The sequence below is a fragment of the Brevibacterium sediminis genome (assembly GCF_024895295.1).
Classification (GTDB): Bacteria; Actinomycetota; Actinomycetes; order Actinomycetales; family Brevibacteriaceae; genus Brevibacterium; species Brevibacterium sediminis.
Map to the genome: position 1 here is coordinate 151630 of NZ_JAHQRN010000004.1, position 18064 is coordinate 169693.

The following is an 18064-nucleotide window of genomic DNA, read 5'->3' on the forward strand; positions in this document are numbered from 1 at the left end:
CTGATCACAGGGAAGAAGGATGCTCATGAAGGCCGATGTCGCGGTGATCGGAACCGGCGTGATGGGGTCGAATCTCGCCCGCAACCTCGCCCGTGAGTCGGGCCGCCGAGTGGCCGTCTACGACCGCGACGTCGAGCGCGCCCAGAACCTGGCGCAGGACTTCCCGGAGGCGGACTTCCTCGTCGCCGCCGACCCGACCGACCTGGCCGGGAAGCTCAACCAACCACGAGTGGCGATCCTCATGGTCAATGCCGGAGGCGCCACGGATGCGGCGATCGGCGATCTCGCCGAGGCGTTCGCCCCCGGAGACATCATCGTCGACGGCGGCAACTCCCACTTCCGGGACACGATCGCCCGCGGGGCCCGACTCGAGGGCACCGGCATCGAGTTCGCCGGGGTCGGCATCTCCGGGGGAGAGGTCGGCGCCCTGCTCGGGCCTTCCCTCATGGTCGGCGGATCGGAGACCGCATGGCAGCGCCTGCGTCCGCTGCTCGACCCCATCGCGGCGAAGGCCGGCGACGGGGCCTGCGTCGATCACATCGGCACCGACGGGGCCGGGCACTTCGTCAAGATGGTCCACAACGGCATCGAGTACGCCGATATGCAGCTCATCAGCGAGGCCTTCACCCTCCTGCGTGACGGCCTGGGCATGACACCGCCCGAGATCGCCGAGGTCTTCGCCGACTGGAACATCGGAGAGCTCGAGTCCTACCTCATCGAGATCACCGCCGACGTCCTCGCCCATGTCGATGAGGCGACGGGCCGGCCGTTCGTCGACATTGTCGCCGACGCCGCGAAGGCCAAGGGCACGGGTGCGTGGACGGCGCAGGTCGGACTCGATCTCGGGGTTCCGGTGCCCACCATCGCCGAGGCGGTCTTCTCCCGTTCGCTGTCATCCGCGGTCGATCTGCGCGCTCAGGGACTCCGCTTGGCCGGTCCCTGTCCCGTCGCCGGATCGTCGTCGTTGTCTCCGGACGAGCGTGCGGCGCGCATCGAGGAGATCGGCAAGGCCCTGCTGCTGGGCAAGGTGATGGCCTATGTCCAGGGCTTCCACGAGATCGCGGTAGGGGCGGCCGAACACGGATGGGACATCGACCTCGGGGCGCTCGCCGGAATCTGGCGGGCCGGGTGCATCATCAGGGCCCGCCTGCTCGATCGAATCGTCGAGGCCTTCGACCTACCGACTCCGCCTGAGAACCTGCTCGCCGCCGACTTCGTCCGCGAGGTCGCCGACCGCTGCCAGGAATCCCTGCGGGCGACCGTGGTCGAGGCCATCGGTCACGGAATCGCCGTGCCGGGACTGTCCTCGACGCTGGCCTACTTCGACGGACTGCGCACCGAGGCGGGCAGTGCCGCCCTCATCCAAGCCCAACGCGATCGCTTCGGTTCGCACACCTACGCACGCACCGACCGTCCCGGGACTTTCCATACCCTGTGGTCGGGGGATCGGGGCGAAGTCGAAGTCTGATCGTCGGGCCGCCTCGGTGATGGGGGACTCCAGCGACAGGGCCGCCTCGGTGCGGGGTGAACCTGACGTTCGGCCGCCTCGGCGAGGGTCGCTGCGATCTCACTGATCGACTCCGGTGGCCCGGATGGCGGACTGTCGATATGTTAGAGCCATGACTTTGCCACACGAAGATGTTGACCCGGACGGACTGCTCGAATACTCGGTGGTCTTCACCGACCGATCGCTCAACCACATGTCGCAGCGGTTCGTATCCGTGATGCAGGAGATCAACCGGATCCTGCGCTCGGCCTACGACGCCGATTCCGCTGCCATCGTCCCCGGCGGCGGCAGCTACGCCATGGAATCCGTTGCCCGTCAGGTCGCCACCGGCAAGAAGGCGCTGATCGTGCGCAACGGTCTGTTCTCCTTCCGCTGGTCGCAGATCCTCGACGCCGGAGCCATCGCCTCGGAGACGACCGTGCTCAAGGCCTCCCCGGACAGTGCCGAGCACCAGTCGCCGTGGTCGCCAGCCCCCATCGCCGAGGTGGTCGCCGCCATCGAGCGCGAGAAGCCCGCTGTCGTGTTCGCTCCCCACGTCGAGACCGCCTCGGGGATGCTCCTGCCCGATGGCTACGTTCGCCAGGTTGCCGAGGCTGTGCACTCGGTCGGCGGAATCTTCGTTCTCGACTGCATCGCCTCGGGCGCGGTGTGGGCGTCGATGACCGACCTCGGTGTCGATGTGCTCATCTCCGCTCCGCAGAAGGGGTGGAGCGGATCGCCGTGCGCCGGCTACGTCATGCTCAGCAAGGCCGGCCGTGCCGCCGTCGAGGCATCCACCTCGACGAGCTTCGCGATGGACCTGAAGAAGTGGCTGTTCATCGCCGACGAATACGAAGCCGGCCGTGCGCCGTACCACGCGACGATGCCCACCGATGCTTTGGCGCACAATGCCAAGCTCATGGTCGAAAGCGAGGAGCGCGGCTTCGATAAGCTCGCCGCCGCGCAGGCCGAACTCGGACAGCGCGTGCGCGCGGTCCTCGCCGAACGCGGACTGCCCTCGGTGGCTTCGGATGAGTTCGCCTCGCCGAGCGTGGTCGTCGTCCACACCGACAATCCGAAGCTCGCGACCGGTGCCAGCTTCAAGGAAGTCGGTGTGCAGATCGCTGCCGGAGTGCCGCTGCAGTGCGATGAGCCCGAAGACTTCTCGAGCTTCCGCATCGGCCTGTTCGGTCTCGACAAGCTCGGCGACATCGACGGCACCATCGCGCGGCTCGAGGCCGCTCTCGACTCGATCGGCGTGACCGCCGAAGCCTGAGGGGCTTCAGCAGCCACCGGTCGTCCTGCCATGGTTGAGATTTAGTGGCCGCCGGCCTTGCGCAGGTCGCCCAGAAGGTGAAGGACCTCGACGACGCGATTGCCGACAGTGCCGCCGATCGGATCTATTCCGAGATGGCCAGCTATGTCGACGTGCCGCGCAATCAGCTACTCGCATCCGTGCGCACGAACGCAGCACGTGCGGTCGAGGTCCTCACCACCGGCGTCATCGCCGAGGCGGAGGAAGTGCCCGAATCGCGGGCGACCACGCGTGCCCGGATCGACCAGAATGTCCCCATCGAGGACATTATCCGGGCATATCGCATCAGCCTCAACGTCGTTCATGAGGCATTCATCGCCGAGGCGGCCGCCCAGGAGCTCGAACCGCAGGTGACCTTAGAAGGGTCGACCCTGCTGTGGCAGCTCGGCGATTGGTTCACAACCGGAGCGGCCGCGGAGTTCCGCTATAGGGCGGGGGCCGCCGCGCTGCGCGAATCCTTCGCTGCCAGCTCCCTCATCCGTAGTCTCATCGAATCCGAGGACCCGGGACCAGAGACCCTGCTCAAAGCACGTCGCTACGGACTCGACTTCGATCGCGACTACGCCGTCATTATCTGCGCCGCACCGGGTGAAAGCGGAAGCGTTCGCGGATTCGGTCATGGCGAGCCGAGCGTCGAATCCCTGCAAGCGGCGGGTTCGGACGGCAGGCGACCGGCAGTGGTCGCACAGATGGATGCGCGCATCATAGGTATCGTGGCTCGCACCCCTAGGGCCGTCTCGGTGCCGGTGGCCATCGGTCCCTTCGTCCCGCTGTCACGGATCACGGAATCTGCCCGGATCTGCGAGAACGTGTGGACGATCGCCCACCGGGGAGCGCCGGGGGCCCACTCCTTGACCGACCTCACGTGGCAGGTGGCAATACCTGGGCAGGCTGACCTCAACAGTCACCTCATTGACCGTTTCGTCCTCCCGCTGCGCCCGGACACCGCAGCCGGTGCCGATGTGCTCGAAACGGTCCGCACGTGGATCAGGACGTTGATGAACGTGAAGAAGACGGCCGAGATGTTGCACGTGCACGAGAACACCGTGCGCTACCGGCTTCAGCGCTTCCACGACACGGTCGGCATCGCTGAACTCGGGATGAAAGAGCTGTTGGACATCACGTGGGCGCTGGCCGCGTTCGACATCGACGAATCTTGAACCCGATTCGCGTTTAGAGAGAACTCCAAAAGAGGGTCAGATCTTTCAGAGACCTCACCGTTCATTCGTGAGCTGACGCGTGCGACGATTGTCACATTCTGCAATTCAGACCACCGTCAATGACGACAACGGAGCTCACCAGTGACATCATCGCACCATTTCTCATCGGCTGAGAACGACTCAACTTTCGCACAGCTGTGGACGGCAGCTGTCCGTGAGGCGGCCGAGCGAGAGTTCCTCCTCTTTCGAGACAAGACCGGCGAGGTCACGGCGTGGACATACCGCGAATTCGACTGGATCGTCGACCAGACGGCGGCCGCATTGACAGGTCGCGGGGTTCATTCCGGCGCCGCGATCCACCTGTGCCTGAAGAATTGCCCGGGATTCATTGCGATCTGGCTGGCCGCAGCGCGAATCGGTGCCTGGATCGTCCCCGTCGACCCCGCTTCAGCGAAGAACGACATCAACACTCAGATCTCGAGGGTCGCCCCGGTACTCGGGATCTGCAGCGTGGAACGCGCTGATATCTACCGGCAAGGCTCCGCCGCCCAGCCCCAGTTGCCGGTCCTTGAGCTTTCTGAAACCGCAGCCGATCTCGTACCCGGGACGCCGCTGTTGCAGACTCCGACCGCAACGACCGATCTGGACGAAGAACGGCCGAACGTTGATCTCGATGCCGCCAATAGGGTTGAGCCTGCATCCGGGGACAGGCTCGCGGTGATGTTCACCTCCGGTACCACCTCGCAGCCCAAGGGAGTCGTACTCACCCATGCGAACTACCTCGAGGTCGCCGAACGCATGGCCGCAGCCGCAGATCTGCAAGCCCACCACCGGTGGTACGTGACCCTGCCGTTGTTCCACGCGAACGCGCAATATTACTGTTTCTCCTCGGCCATCCGCGCGGGTGCCTCGGTGGCGGTAACCGCGGACTTCTCAGCCAGTCGCTGGGTCGAATGGGCGCGGGAACTCGAGGTCACTCACGCCAGCCTCTTCGCTGCTCCGATCCGGATGATCCTCGCCCGCACGCCCGCTGAGCAGACACCGGCCGAACTCGAACACGTCTGGTATGCACAGAATCTCGCTCCCGACCATCATGAGCAGTTCGCCGAGCTCGTCAGCGTCGCCGCTCGGCAACTGTACGGGATGACGGAGACAATCGCGATCGTCAGTTACGACCGATCGGTTCCACCGCGCTGCGATGTCATCGGACAGCCGCTCGAAGGCCGACGTGTCGACCTACTCGACCCACTCACCAGGCAGCCCGTCGATACGGGCGAGAGCGGCATGATCGCGGTCGCCGGCACTCGCGGGAAGGATCTGTTCCTCGAGTACCTCGACGACCCGGCGACCACAGACATGGCCTTCCACACAGGGGCTGACGGAACTGAATGGCTGCTCACAGGTGATCTCGCCCGACGTGACGAGGACGGAGTCCTCTCGTTCGTCGGCCGCGTCGACGACGTCATCAAGGTCTCGGGAGAGAACGTCAGCCTCACTGAGATCGAAGCCGCACTCGCCCAGGCCCCAGGCGTGCTCGAGGTCGCTGTCATCGGGGTGCCGGACCCGATCCGCGACGTGGTCCCACACGCCTACGTCGTCGCTGCCGATTCCAGTGCCGGAGTCGACCTCGGCAAGCTGGCGCAATGGGCAGAGGAGAACCTTGCGCCAGCCGCCCGACCTCGCGAGTGGCACGTTCTCGACGAGCTGCCGCGGACGAGCGTAGGCAAGATCCGCCGTTTCAAGATCGGAGCCCAGTCGAAGCACGCGTCCTGACCCCAGACCACATTTCGGTACCACGTGTGAAGCACCATCACGTGGAAACTAACACCACTAGTGACGCTCCACCGCTGTGTGTACAACGACGGCACACATCATTTCAGCGCAACGATGCGCGAGAGAAGGGAACAGCAATGGCTGAAATCACAATCACCGAGGCAGACGGGCTCCGTCGCAGGAGAGCCTTCGTCGGCGCCGTCACCGGACATGTCATCGAATGGTACGACTATGGGATCTACGGATTCCTCGCTGTGTACATGGGACAGCTCTTCTTCGCCTCGGAAGACCCGACGATCTCTCTGCTGAGCAGCTTCGCAGTATTTGCTCTCAGCTTCTTCATCCGGCCTCTCGGGGGATTGGTCTTCGGGCCGATGGCAGATCGCATCGGACGCAAGCAGACTCTGCTCATCGTGCTCATCTGCATGGCCGGCTCTACCTGCCTTATCGGCCTACTGCCCACCTACGCCACCATCGGTCTCGCCGCTCCAATCCTGCTGGTGCTGTTGCGTTGCATCCAAGGATTCTCCGCCGGCGGCGAAATCGGCACGGTGACGAGCTTCATCGCCGAATACGCCGGTCCCGGCAAGCGTGGCCACTCGACGAGTTGGCTTATGACCACGGCCGTCCTCGGGCTGCTGCTCGGAAGCCTTGTGGCCAATGGCATGTCGGCGGCCCTCGGGGAAGCGGCGATGCTGGCGTGGGGCTGGCGGATCCCATTCCTCTTCGCAGGTGTCTTGGGCATGATCGCCATCTACATCCGCCTCAAGCTCGAAGACAGCCCGGAGTTCCTCGCGATCGTCGCTGCCGGAGAGAGTTCGAAAGCACCACTTCGTGAAACCATGACCTGGGGTCGCGCGCTCATGCTCGTGTTCTGCATCATCACCGTCCACGCTTCGATCTTCTACCTCGTGCTCACCTACGCCTCGACGTTCCTTGGTGAAATGCTTCAGTTCTCCGGCACCGTGCGCTTCTGGTTCATCATCTCTGCGTGCGTGCTCGCAGCGGCTGTGATGCCGATCGGCGGAATCATGTCGGACAAATGGGGCCGCAAGCCCGTGCTGCTTGTTTCGGGAGTCGCGGCGACATTGTCGATGCTATGGTTCTTCCTGGCCGCTCCCGGTGCAACGCCGGTGAGCTTCTTCTTCCCACTCGTGGCGTGCGCACTGTCGTTCGGGTTCTACGCCTCGTCGACATACGCGACGATGACCGAGCTGTTGCCCACCAAGATCCGGTCGACCGGCATCGCTGTCGCCTACAATCTTCCCGTCGCGATCTTCGGTGGCAGCGCACCGCTCATCGCTGCCTGGTTCATCTCAGCGACAGGTGATATTACCTCGCCATGGTACTTCTTCGTCGGTACCGGTGTGGTGTCACTTGCGGCTTTGCTCGTCCTCCGCCGTGATGACTTTACAAAAGCTGAACAGGTGCAGGCGATTTCTGCGAACCAAAAAGCAGTCACCGAGGTCGCTTGATCGCCGAGTACCACGCACCGCTAGCGCCATCGCCTCCGCGTAGTCGCACAGGATACAGTCAGCGCCGTAACCTCCCGTAGCGTCGAGCGGTTACGGCGCTGACTGTATGTATTGGCCCTAATGGTGAGCGATGCTCCAAGGCCTCAGGCAGTGTCTCCGAGGGCCACGACGTTGTCGGCGAGCCGTTCGTTGCTGCCGTACATGAAGTGGTTGGCCATGTTCTCGGAGAAACGGCTGGCATCGGTGGTCAGTCCGACCGCCTCGGCGACCTCGCGGATGTGCATCGGGGTCGCGCCGCAGCACACTCCGATGTAGTTGACGCCCAGGTCGTAGGCTTCCTTGGCGAACGCGCCGATTTCGTAGCGGTTGGTCTGCAGGGGATCGAGCGCGGTGGGGAACGTGCGTCCGTGCGGGGAGGCCACCTCGGCGCGGGGATCGGAGAGGTTGAAGAACGTCGGCTCGTCCTCAGTGGTGCGGTAGGGGATCGGCAGGGCGCCGACGTGACAGGACACTGCCTGACGGATCTCCTTCAGCCACGGCAGCATCGTCGCGGGACCGCGGAAGCAGTTGAGCCCGACGACATCGACGCCGAGCTGCTCGAGGCGCTGCGCGGTCTCGACGATCCCGACCCCGTCGGCCATCTCCTGGAAGGCCATCGGGGCGAGGGTGAGGACGACGGGCAGTCCGCTGGCCTTGGCGATCTCGGCGGCGGCGATGGCCTCACCAGCGAAGTAGAAGGTCTCGCCGATGATGAGGTCGGCACCTTCCTCGACCGCCCAGGCGACCATTTCGGCGAACATGGCCCGCACCTCGGACTGCTTGGACTCGTCGGCGGGATCCCAGATGTTCGAGTTCGAGATGTTTCCGGCCATGAAGTTTCCGGGCTTGGCGTCGGCGACGGACCGAGCGATCTGGAGGGCGGCGCGGTTGAGCGGTTCGAGCAGATCTTCCTTGCCGATCACGCGCATCTTCTCGCGGTGCCCGTTGTAGGTGAAGGCCTCGACGATGTCGGAACCGGCCCGCTGGAAGTCGACGTGGAGGGAGCGCAGGGCGTCGGGGAACTCGAGGGCCACCTCGGGGACGAACTCGCCGGCAGACAGATATCCGCGCTTCTCGAGCTCGAACAGGAAGCCTTCCGCACAGATCACGGGGCCGGCATCGAGGCGTTGGGTCAGGGCGTTGGTCGCGGTCATGGATGCTCTCCGATTCGATGATGTGGCCGAGCCCGGGCAAACGGCCCGAACATTGTTATCACACCATCAATCGACGCAGTGAGGTCCGTCACATCGACATAATTCGACGCTGAAGGCCATGAAAGAACACGACCTCGCCGAGGCGGCCCGACCGAAAGCCTGCAACGCTGGGCTCCGGTGGGGTCCCCACAAAGATCAGCGACCGCCGAGGCGGCCCGATCGTCAGCGGTCCTCGTCGCCGCCGAGATAGACCGGCAGGCGACGGTAGCGCACTGCCCGCTGGGCTGCGCCGGCGGGCACCTCCTGAGTGGGTTCGTAGGTGGCGTTGTTCTGCGGAACCTCATGTGAACCCGGCAACGGGTACGGCTCGCCCGCAACCGGGGCGGGGGAGGCGAACGACTGCTGCTGACCGGGCTGCTGTTCGTAGCCGGGGGAGTGCTGGTAGCCGACTCCGGGCATGGGCTGCAGCCCGAGTCCCTGCCGGTCCGGTCCGTCGCCCTCGCTGTAGGCGTCCCCGGGGTGATAGGTGTCGCCGGTGTAGCCGGCATCTCCACGGCGACCTCGCTCTCCGCGATTTCGCCTGCTGCGGCCTCGCTCTCCGCGACCTCGCCCGCTGCGACGGTCGGAGTCCTCCGGCCGGAGGAAGGGGAACGGTTTGAGCAGCAGGCCGGTGACGGTCGAGGACCACCAGCGCAGGGCGCGTTCGAAGGGCGACCAGGCGAGCAAGCCCGTCCAGACGACGGCCAGGGCCACACAGATGAGCAGGACGACGGCGTCGTGGAGGACGTTGCGGCTTTCGTCGAGGACCGGCTGCAGGGCGCGGACGACGAATCCGTGGAGGATGTAGACAGCGAGGCTGTTCTTGCCGATCGTCGCGATCGTGTCCTTCGTATTGCTCAACCAGGATAGAAGGGCCAGCGTCAGCAGCACCGCTCCGATGTCGACGATGAGTCGCAGTCCCACGCCTTCGGGAACGCTGACGTCGAAGTGGGCGAAGTTGAGGCTGCCGTAGAGCCAGTTGTAGTCGACCTGGTCGAGGAAGAAATATCCGACGGCCGCGAGGGCAGCGGCACTGAGACAGAGTTTCTGCCAGATCGCGAGGCTGCCCGCCCAGTCGATGATCTGCTTGCCGTAGAGCTTGCCGATGACGAAGAACGGCCAGAACGCCATCGTCCGAGCCGCGGAGAGCTCGGTGTCGAGGACCGGCAGCAATCCGCCGAAGAGCCCGACGATGAGAGAAGCGACGAGCATCGTGCGCGGGAATCGCTCGATGAAGGGGACCGTGATCATCCACCACGCCATCGACAGCAGGAACCACGTGTACCAGAACGGTCGGAGGAAGTCGTAGTCGGGATTGAGCCCGAAGAGCCACATCCACCCCCACATGAGCGGCAGCACCGTGGCGAGGAGGACGAAGTAGGTCAGAACCCGTTCGGCCAGTTTGTTCGACTTCGCCGTGATGCCGGCAAGGAAGACGAACGCCGGCATGTGGAACATGTAGATGAAGTACATCGGTGCGCCCAGGATCGGCGACTCCCATGGGGAGGTCCTGGCGAGGAGGTGGCCCAGAACCACCAGGAAGATGAGTATTCCCTTGGCGCGGTCGATGCGATAGTCCCGTGATGACACGCCGATACACTACCGCACCCGGCAGGCTTTGGGGAAAGTTCAGACCGGCGCCGAGGCGGTCGCCCGGTCGTGTGCGACGGTGCACTCGTGCGTGCGAACGGGAATGGAAACGACTAGCCGCGGGCGGCGCAGTTCACGCATTTGGCCGCGTAGGGGCGGGCCTCCAGCCGCGCCTCGGCGATGGGTCTGCCGCAGTCGATGCAGGTCCCGAACGTGCCCGCGTTCAGGCGGTCGACCGCCTCGGCGATCTCCTCGAGGCGATTCTCGGACTGTTCGAGCAAGGTCGCGGCCTGCGACCGTTCGAAGGCGAGCGTCGCCCCTTCCGGATCGTGCTCGTCGTCGCTGTTGTCGCCCTCGCGAGCGGCCGAGACCTCATCGATTCCCTGAGTCAGGCGGTCGATGAGCGCCTGCGTCTCCGCTCGTTCCGCCTCGAGCAGGTCTCGCATCGTCGCTTCGTCGATCACTCAGGCCTCGAGAGCTTCGGACGCTTCGAGCCAGCGCATCTCGAGTTCGTCGAGTTCGTCCTGGGACTCGCGGATCGCGGACGTGAGCTTGGCCAGTCCCTCGAAATCGGTCTGGTCGTGGGCGGCCATCTCCTCGTGCTTCTTCGCGATCTGAGTGTTCAGCTTGTCCATCCGCCGCTCGATCGACGACAGTTCCTTCTTCGCCGCCCGGGCTTCCGCGCCGGACAGCTTCGGAACCGATGCGGATCCTCCGCTCGCCGAGGCGGCCCCACCGTCACCGTTTCCGTCGGTTCCCGCTGAGGCCCCGTTCGAACCGCCGGAAGCCCTGTTCGAACCGGCAGCGCCGCGACGTTCCTGTTCGGCCCGCAGCCGCAGATACTCTTCGACGCCGCCGGGCACATGGCGCAGACCGTTGTCGAGGATCGCGTACTGCTGATCGGTGACCCGCTCCAACAGGTACCGGTCGTGGGAGACGACGATGAGGGTGCCCGGCCAGGAATCGAGGAGATCCTCCATCGCCGCGAGCATGTCCGAGTCGACGTCGTTCGTCGGCTCGTCGAGGATGATGACATTGGGTTCGGCCATGAGCAGCAGCAGAAGCTGGAGTCGGCGCTTCTGCCCGCCGGAGAGCTCCTTGACCCTGGCGGACAGATGCTCCTTCGCGAAGCCGAGCCGTTCGAGCAGCTGGGCCGGAGTGAAGTCCTTGCCTTCGATGTTGAACGAGGTCTTCGACTCGGCGAGAACCTCGCGCACACGGGATTCGGCGATGCGGGCCAGATCCCTGAACTGCTGATCGAGCACACCGATCTGCACGGTCTTGCCGCGCTTGACCCGACCCGCATCGGGTTCGATCTCTCCCGAGACCAGACCGAGCAGAGTCGACTTCCCAGCACCGTTCGGACCGAGGATCCCGGTGCGCTCACCGGGACCGATGCGCCACGTGACATCCTCCAGAATCGTGGTCTCGGCGAAGTGCTTGGACACGTCGAGCAGATCGACGACGTCCTTGCCCAGGCGGGCCGTGGCCATCTTCTTCAGCTCGATCGGATTGCGCACCTCCGGCACATCGGCGATGAGCTGGTTGGCGGCTTCAATGCGGAACTTCGGCTTCGACGTCCGGGCGGGAGCACCGCGTCGCAGCCATGCGAGTTCCTTGCGCATGAGATTCTGTCGCTTCGCCTCGGTGGCGGCGGCGATCCGATCGCGCTCGACGCGCTGGAGGACATAGGCGGCATAACCGCCTTCGAAAGGCTCGACAATGCGGTCGTGGACCTCCCAGGTCTTCGTGCACACCTCGTCGAGGAACCACCGGTCGTGGGTGACCAGCAGCAGGGCTCCGGAATTCTTCGGCCACCGGCCGCGAATATGCTTCGCCAGCCACGCGATGCCGTCGACATCGAGGTGGTTCGTCGGCTCGTCGAGGATGAGCATGTCCCAATCGCCGATGAGCAGAGCCGCCAGGGCCACTCGACGGCGCTGACCGCCGGAGAGCGAGGAGATCTGCGCATCCCAATCGAGATCGGCGATGAGACCGGAGATGATGTCACGGGCCCGCGGATCGGCGGCCCATTCGTGATCGGCGGCATCGCCGACGACGGAGAAGCCGACGGTCGCCTCGTCATCGAGGTCATCGCGCTGGCCGAGCATGCCCAGACGCAGCCCGCCGCGATACGTCACGCGTCCGGAATCGGGTTCGATGGTGCCTGCGAGCATGCCGAGCAGGCTCGACTTGCCGTCACCGTTGCGGCCGACGATGCCGATCATGTCGCCGGACTCGACGCCGAGAGTGACCGAGTCGAAGACGACTCGCGTGGGGTATTCGAGGTGGAGGGCTTCTGCCCCGAGGAGATGTGCCATAGCAGTCTCTAGCCTAGTTCACCGCGGTTCGCCCGATTGACCGGATGGGCCAGTCCGGCCGGCCGCCGGCCGCATCGTTTGCCGCATCTTTCTGTCTCAAACACAAGGCGTTTTCTGTTCGCATTTCGGACCGATAACCCCACCGCATGACGGATTATTTCTTTTTCATATCGGTGTCTGCGATTGAGGTGCTAACGGACCTTTCCAAATGACCTCAGTGCATTAGACTGACCGAAACTCATCAAAATATGACAGTTCGTCCAGTGGTTTCACATTTTCGGTAAGGGCAGACAGGGCCCTCATCCGTGTGCGCTGTCTGTATCAGAAAAGAGAAAACGTGAAGAAGCTCGCTTCAGCGGTGTCGATGATCGCCGCATCTGCCCTGGTCCTCTCGGCTTGCGGCTCAGGTGGAGAATCCGGCTCCGACTACATGGCCTGCATGGTCTCCGACTCCGGCGGTTGGGACGACCAGTCCTTCAACCAGTCCGGCCGCGAGGGCATGGAGAACGCGAAGAAGAACCTCGGCATCGAAGAGAAGCTCGCCGAGTCGCAGGGCGACGCGGACTTCAAGCCGAACGTCGACAACATGGTGCAGCAGGGCTGCAACCTCACCTTCGGTGTCGGATTCCTCCTCGAGGACACGATCCAGGAAGCCGCAGAAGCGAACCCCGACCTCAACTTCGCACTCATCGACTCCACGTTCTCCGACGCCGACGGCAAGCCGGTGACCATCGACAACGCCAAGGCCGTCGTCTTCAACACCGCCGAGGCCGCGTACCTCGCCGGCTATGTTGCGGCCGCGACTTCGAAGTCGGGCAAGGTCGGCACCTTCGGCGGCATCCAGATTCCGTCGGTGACGATCTTCATGGACGGATTCGCCGACGGCGTGGACAAGTTCAATAAGGACAACAAGAAAGACGTCAAGCTGCTCGGCTGGAACAAGAAGAAGCAGGACGGATCGTTCTCCGGTGACTTCGAGAACCAGGGCCAGGGCCAGGAGCTGACCAAGCAGCTCATTTCGCAGGGCGCCGACGTCATCATGCCCGTGGCCGGACCCGTCGGCCTCGGCGCCGCGGCCGCCGCGAAGGAAGCCGGCGACGTCAACCTCGTGTGGGTCGACTCCGACGGCTACGAGTCGACCGAATACGGCGACATCATCCTCACCTCGGTGGTCAAGCAGATCTCGCAGGCCGTCGAAGACACCATCAAGGAAGGCTCGGAGGACAAGTTCTCGAATGAGCCCTACGTCGGTACGCTCGAGAACGAAGGCGTGGGCCTCGCTCCGTACCACGACTTCGAAGACAAGGTTCCCGAGGACGTGAAGAAGAAGGTCGAGGATCTGAAGAAGCAGATCGTCGATGGCAGCCTGGTCGTCGAGTCTGAGAGCACACCGAAGTAAGCTCGTCGGTTAAACTGCAGGGCCGAGTTCTTTCGGCCCTGCAGTTTTCAAGTTTGTGAGGAGAACCGGAAGCAGTGAAACTCGAGCTTCGCGGGATGACCAAGGTGTTCGGATCGTTCGTGGCCAACGACCACATCGATCTCACCATCGAACCGGGCGAGATCCACGCCCTGTTGGGTGAGAACGGCGCCGGCAAATCCACCATGATGAATGTCCTCTACGGACTCTACGACGCCGATGGGGGAGAGATCCTCATCGACGACAAGCCGGTGAAGTTCTCCGGGCCGGGCGACGCCGTCGCTGCGGGCATCGGCATGGTCCACCAGCATTTCATGCTCGTGCCCGTGTTCACCGTCGCCGAATCCGTGGCGCTGGGCTACGAACCGACGAAGAGCCTCGGGCTCCTCGACATCAGCGAGGCGCGCAAGAAGGTCAAGGAGATCTCTTCGCGCTTCAATTTCAACATCGATCCCGATGCCCTCATCGAGGATCTGCCGGTCGGCGCCCAGCAGCGAGTGGAGATCATCAAGGCCCTGTCCCGGGATGCCGAGATCCTCATCCTCGACGAGCCCACGGCTGTGCTCACTCCGCAGGAGACCGACGAGCTGATCTCGATCATGCGCCAGCTCAAGGAGCAGGGCACGTCGATCGTCTTCATCACCCACAAACTCCGTGAGGTCCGCGCGATCGCTGATTCGATCACGGTCATCCGCCGCGGAAAGATCGTCGGAGAGGCCTCGCCGGAGTCGACCGAGACCGAGCTGGCCAGCCAGATGGTCGGCCGTGCCGTGTCTCTGACGACCGAGAAGGATGCCGCCGATCCCGGCGATGCCACCTTCCAGGTGCGCGGACTCACCGTCGTCGACAAGGCCGAGAACGTCGTCGTCGACGACGTGTCCTTCGACGTCCGTCGCGGCGAGATCCTCGCTGTCGCCGGTGTCCAGGGCAACGGGCAGACCGAACTGGCCGAGACGATCATCGGTCTCACCGAACCGCGGTTGGGCACGATCACCCTCGACGGGAAGAAGCTCGTCGGGGATTCGGTCAAGGACCGCCTCGGTGCCGGTATCGGCTTCGTTCCCGAAGACCGGTCGACCGACGGCATCATCGCGGAATTCGCGATCCGCGAGAACATGATCCTCGACGTCTACGACCGTGAGCCCTATGCCAAGGGCCTGAACATGCGATCGAAGGTCATCAGCGAAGAGGCGAAGAAGAAGGTCGAGGAGTTCGACATCCGCCTCGGCAGCGTCTCCGACCCGATCTCGACCCTCTCCGGCGGAAACCAGCAGAAAGTGGTGCTCTCCCGCGAGCTCGGCCGCGATCTGCGACTGTTCATCGCCAGCCAGCCCACCCGCGGACTCGACGTCGGATCGATCGAATTCGTGCACAAGCGCGTCATCGCCGAACGCGATTCCGGCACCCCCTGCATCATCGTCTCGACCGAACTCGACGAGGTCTACGGCCTCGCCGACCGAATCGCCGTGATGTACGCCGGGCGCATCGTCGGCATCGTGGGACCCGAGACCTCCCGCGAAGCACTGGGCCTGATGATGGCCGGCGTTCCCGCCGACGAAGCCCTCGAGGCGACGGCCGGCAGCACAAGCACCGATGGTGCCGCAAACCAAGCAGACGATACGGAATCGACCGCAGCCTCGGCGAAACCCGCCTCCAGCGCGACCGAGCCCGCGGACGACGACTCAGCCACCACCTCGGCGGAGGAGACCAAATGACGACTGATATCTCACCGGCGGCTCCTTCCGCGGCACCGCCGCCGGAGTCCGAGACCGAGGACGGCAAGGAACAGACTCTGCTCCAGCAGATCATGTCGGGATCCTGGCTGGTCTCGCTGCTGGCGATCGTTCTCGCCCTTCTGTTCGGCGGTGTCCTCATCGCCGTGTCGAACGCGGAGGTCGTCGCGGCGGCCGAGAACTTCTTCGCCGCTCCCGGCGAGTTCTTCGCCACGCTCTTCCAGACCGTCGGCAACGCCTATTCGGCGCTGTTCCGCGGAGCGGTCTTCGACTGGGACGCACGCACCACCGAACGCGCCATCCGCCCCCTGACCGAATCGATGGTCTCGGGCACCCCGCTCATCCTCACCGGTCTCGGCATCGCCTTGGCCTTCCGCTGCGGTCTGTTCAACATCGGCGGTCAGGGCCAGGTCATCCTCGGCGCGACCATCGCCGGATTCCTCGGCTACGCGCTGCCGCTGCCTCCCGTCGTCCACATGCTCGTGGCCGCGATCGGCGGAATCATCGGCGGTGCGATCTGGGCCGGAATCGCCGGTGTCCTCAAGGCACGCACCGGTGCCAACGAGGTGATCGTGACGATCATGCTCAACTCGATCGCCGGCTACGCACTGGGCTACCTGCTCAAGCAGAACTGGTTCACGCACACGACCTCGGCGAACCCGCAGTCCCGCGTCATCGACGACTCCGCGCAGATGTTCCTGCTGCTGCCACCGCCGTTCCGTCTCCACTTCGGGTTCGTCATCGCCATCCTCGCCACGATCTTCGTGTGGTGGCTGCTCGAGCGTTCGACGATCGGCTTCGAGTTCAAGGCCGTCGGCGCGAACCCGCACGCGGCCCGGACCGCAGGCATCTCCGTGTCGAAGGTGACGATCCTCGTCATGATCGTCGCCGGTGCCCTGGCCGGACTCGGCGGTGCCGCTCAGGTGCTCGGCACCGAATACAAACTCACCGGCGGAATCAGCGGATCGATCGGCTTCGACGCCATCACCGTCGCCCTGCTGGGACGGTCGAAACCGCTGGGGACGTTCCTCGCGGGCCTGCTCTTCGGCGCGTTCAAGGCCGGCGGCTACCTCATGCAGTCCCAGACCGGTACGCCGATCGACATCGTCCTCGTCGTCCAGTCCGTCATCGTGCTGCTCATCGCGGCCCCGCCCCTGGTGAGGTCGATCTTCCGGTTGCCCACACCGGTGCTCAAGCGGAAGGAGGACTGAGATGACTGCTCAGACCATGGATAAGACACCTTCGACCCAGGTCAAGGCGCTTGCGCCGATCGCCTGGAAGTTCCCGATCGTCTATACGATCCTCGCCCTCGTCTCGCTCATCTTCTTCGGCCTCATCGGCCGTGACGGGGAGACGACCTTCCGGGTGGCCACCGGCGGAGACTTCTTCGCCATCCCCGACTTCGCCGTGTCCTCGACCGCGGCGGGGCTGACGCTGGGCATCCTGCTCATCATCATGGCCGCCGTGTCCATCTATGTGGCGATCAGGCGCATCGACCTCGGCTCGTGGTTCCCGATGCTCTTCGGCGTCATCTTCGTTCTCTCCTTCCTCGCCTGGGCCGGCGGCGGATCCGGAGGCGTCATCCCGCTGACGACGCTGCTCGCCGGTGCCCTGGCACTGTCCGTGCCGCTGATCTTCGGCGCCATGTGCGGTCTCGTGGGAGAACGTTCGGGCATCATCAACATCGCCATCGAGGGCCAGCTGCTGGCCGGTGCGTTCCTCGCCGCGGTGGTCGCCTCGGTGGTGAAGAACCCCTACGCGGGACTGCTCGCCGCTCCCATCGCCGGTGCCCTGGTCGCCGTGGTGCTCACCTTCTTCGCGGTGAAGTACTGGGTCAACCAGATCATCATCGGCGTGGTCCTCAACGTCCTCGTCGTCGGCATCACGAGCTTCCTCTACTCGACGGTTCTCACCCAGGACCCGGGACTGTGGAACTCCCGCCAGAAGCTGCCGAACCTGCCGATCCCGCTGCTCTCGGACATTCCGGTGCTCGGACGGGTGCTGTTCGACCAGAACATCCTCGTCTACATCATGTACGTCGTCGTCATCGCGCTGCAGATCTTCGTGTTCCGCTCGAAGTGGGGTCTGCGGATGCGCGCCGTCGGTGAGCACCCGAAGGCGGCGGACACCGTCGGCATCAAGGTCAACTTCACCCGCGTGCGCAATACGCTGCTCGCCGGTGCCATCGCAGGCCTCGGCGGTGCCTTCTTCACTGTCGGCTCCGGACTGGCGTTCGGCAAGGAGATGTCGGCAGGACAGGGCTATATCGCCCTGGCCGCGATGATCCTGGGCAAGTGGAACCCGAAGGGTGCGCTGTTCGCGGCCCTGCTGTTCGGATTCTCCAAGAGCCTCGGCAATACTCTGCAGTCCATCGGCACCCCGGTGGCCAACGAGCTGCTGCTCATGCTGCCCTACATCGTCACCGTCTTCGCCGTCGCCGGATTCGTCGGTCGGGTCCGCCCGCCGGCCGCGGAAGGTGTGCCCTACGTGAAGTGAGCCCCGCCTCGGCGATGGATCTGCATTTCCCCTCGATCACCCCACAGTCACCACCCGAAGGAAGAG

General features: G+C 64.4%; 13 protein-coding genes. 9 read left to right on the plus strand and 4 right to left on the minus strand.

Annotated features, from left to right (window positions below):
• The first annotated feature begins 25 nt into the window (after nt 1-25).
• The 5 genes from gnd to KTJ89_RS10660 all read left to right on the plus strand — a co-directional run bounded on the left by gnd (nt 26) and on the right by KTJ89_RS10660 (nt 7209).
• Nucleotides 26-1468, plus strand: coding sequence for an NADP-dependent phosphogluconate dehydrogenase (gnd, locus tag KTJ89_RS10640; RefSeq protein ID WP_259357712.1), 1443 nt, complete (start codon nt 26-28; stop codon nt 1466-1468).
• Between the two features lie 151 nt (nt 1469-1619).
• Nucleotides 1620-2762: a pyridoxal-phosphate-dependent aminotransferase family protein gene (locus KTJ89_RS10645; RefSeq protein WP_259357713.1), complete on the plus strand. Its 1143-nt coding sequence runs from the start codon at nt 1620-1622 to the stop codon at nt 2760-2762.
• 44 nt (nt 2763-2806) lie between these two features.
• Nucleotides 2807-3961, plus strand: a complete 1155-nt coding sequence (locus tag KTJ89_RS10650; protein ID WP_259357714.1) for a PucR family transcriptional regulator — start codon at nt 2807-2809, stop codon at nt 3959-3961.
• 141 nt (nt 3962-4102) lie between these two features.
• A complete protein-coding gene (locus KTJ89_RS10655; protein ID WP_259357715.1) occupies nt 4103-5734 on the plus strand; it encodes a class I adenylate-forming enzyme family protein in 1632 nt (543 codons plus the stop codon).
• Between the two features lie 137 nt (nt 5735-5871).
• Nucleotides 5872-7209: an MFS transporter gene (locus tag KTJ89_RS10660; protein WP_259357716.1), complete on the plus strand. Its 1338-nt coding sequence runs from the start codon at nt 5872-5874 to the stop codon at nt 7207-7209.
• A gap of 143 nt (nt 7210-7352) precedes the next feature.
• Here the strand turns inward: KTJ89_RS10660 and KTJ89_RS10665 are convergent, their stop codons facing one another.
• The 4 genes from KTJ89_RS10665 to KTJ89_RS10680 form a co-directional block, all read right to left on the minus strand.
• Entirely contained in the window at nt 7353-8402 is a 1050-nt protein-coding gene (locus tag KTJ89_RS10665; protein ID WP_259357717.1) for a homocysteine S-methyltransferase family protein, read from the minus strand.
• A 222-nt stretch (nt 8403-8624) separates the two neighbouring features.
• Nucleotides 8625-10031: an acyltransferase family protein gene (locus KTJ89_RS10670; protein ID WP_259357718.1), complete on the minus strand. Its 1407-nt coding sequence runs from the start codon at nt 10029-10031 to the stop codon at nt 8625-8627.
• A gap of 113 nt (nt 10032-10144) precedes the next feature.
• A complete protein-coding gene (locus KTJ89_RS10675; protein ID WP_248283944.1) occupies nt 10145-10495 on the minus strand; it encodes a TraR/DksA family transcriptional regulator in 351 nt (116 codons plus the stop codon).
• Nucleotides 10496-12352 (minus strand): ABC-F family ATP-binding cassette domain-containing protein, encoded by a 1857-nt coding sequence (locus KTJ89_RS10680; RefSeq protein WP_259357719.1) that lies wholly within the window; start codon nt 12350-12352, stop codon nt 10496-10498.
• A gap of 337 nt (nt 12353-12689) precedes the next feature.
• On the opposite strand from KTJ89_RS10680, the gene KTJ89_RS10685 reads away from it, so the two are divergent.
• The 4 genes from KTJ89_RS10685 (at nt 12690) to KTJ89_RS10700 (ending at nt 17998) form a co-directional block, all read left to right on the plus strand.
• On the plus strand, nt 12690-13751 hold the full coding sequence (locus tag KTJ89_RS10685; protein WP_229664228.1) for a BMP family lipoprotein: 1062 nt from the start codon (nt 12690-12692) through the stop codon (nt 13749-13751).
• 74 nt (nt 13752-13825) lie between these two features.
• Nucleotides 13826-15484 carry an ABC transporter ATP-binding protein gene (locus KTJ89_RS10690; RefSeq protein ID WP_259357720.1) on the plus strand — a complete coding sequence of 553 codons (1659 nt, stop codon included), beginning with the start codon at nt 13826-13828 and terminating at the stop codon, nt 15482-15484.
• Nucleotides 15481-16713: an ABC transporter permease gene (locus KTJ89_RS10695; protein ID WP_139908661.1), complete on the plus strand. Its 1233-nt coding sequence runs from the start codon at nt 15481-15483 to the stop codon at nt 16711-16713. The genes KTJ89_RS10690 and KTJ89_RS10695 overlap by 4 nt, the downstream gene beginning before the upstream one ends.
• Before the next feature lies 1 nt (nt 16714).
• Nucleotides 16715-17998, plus strand: a complete 1284-nt coding sequence (locus KTJ89_RS10700; RefSeq protein ID WP_259357721.1) for an ABC transporter permease — start codon at nt 16715-16717, stop codon at nt 17996-17998.
• The last annotated feature ends 66 nt before the right edge of the window (nt 17999-18064 follow it).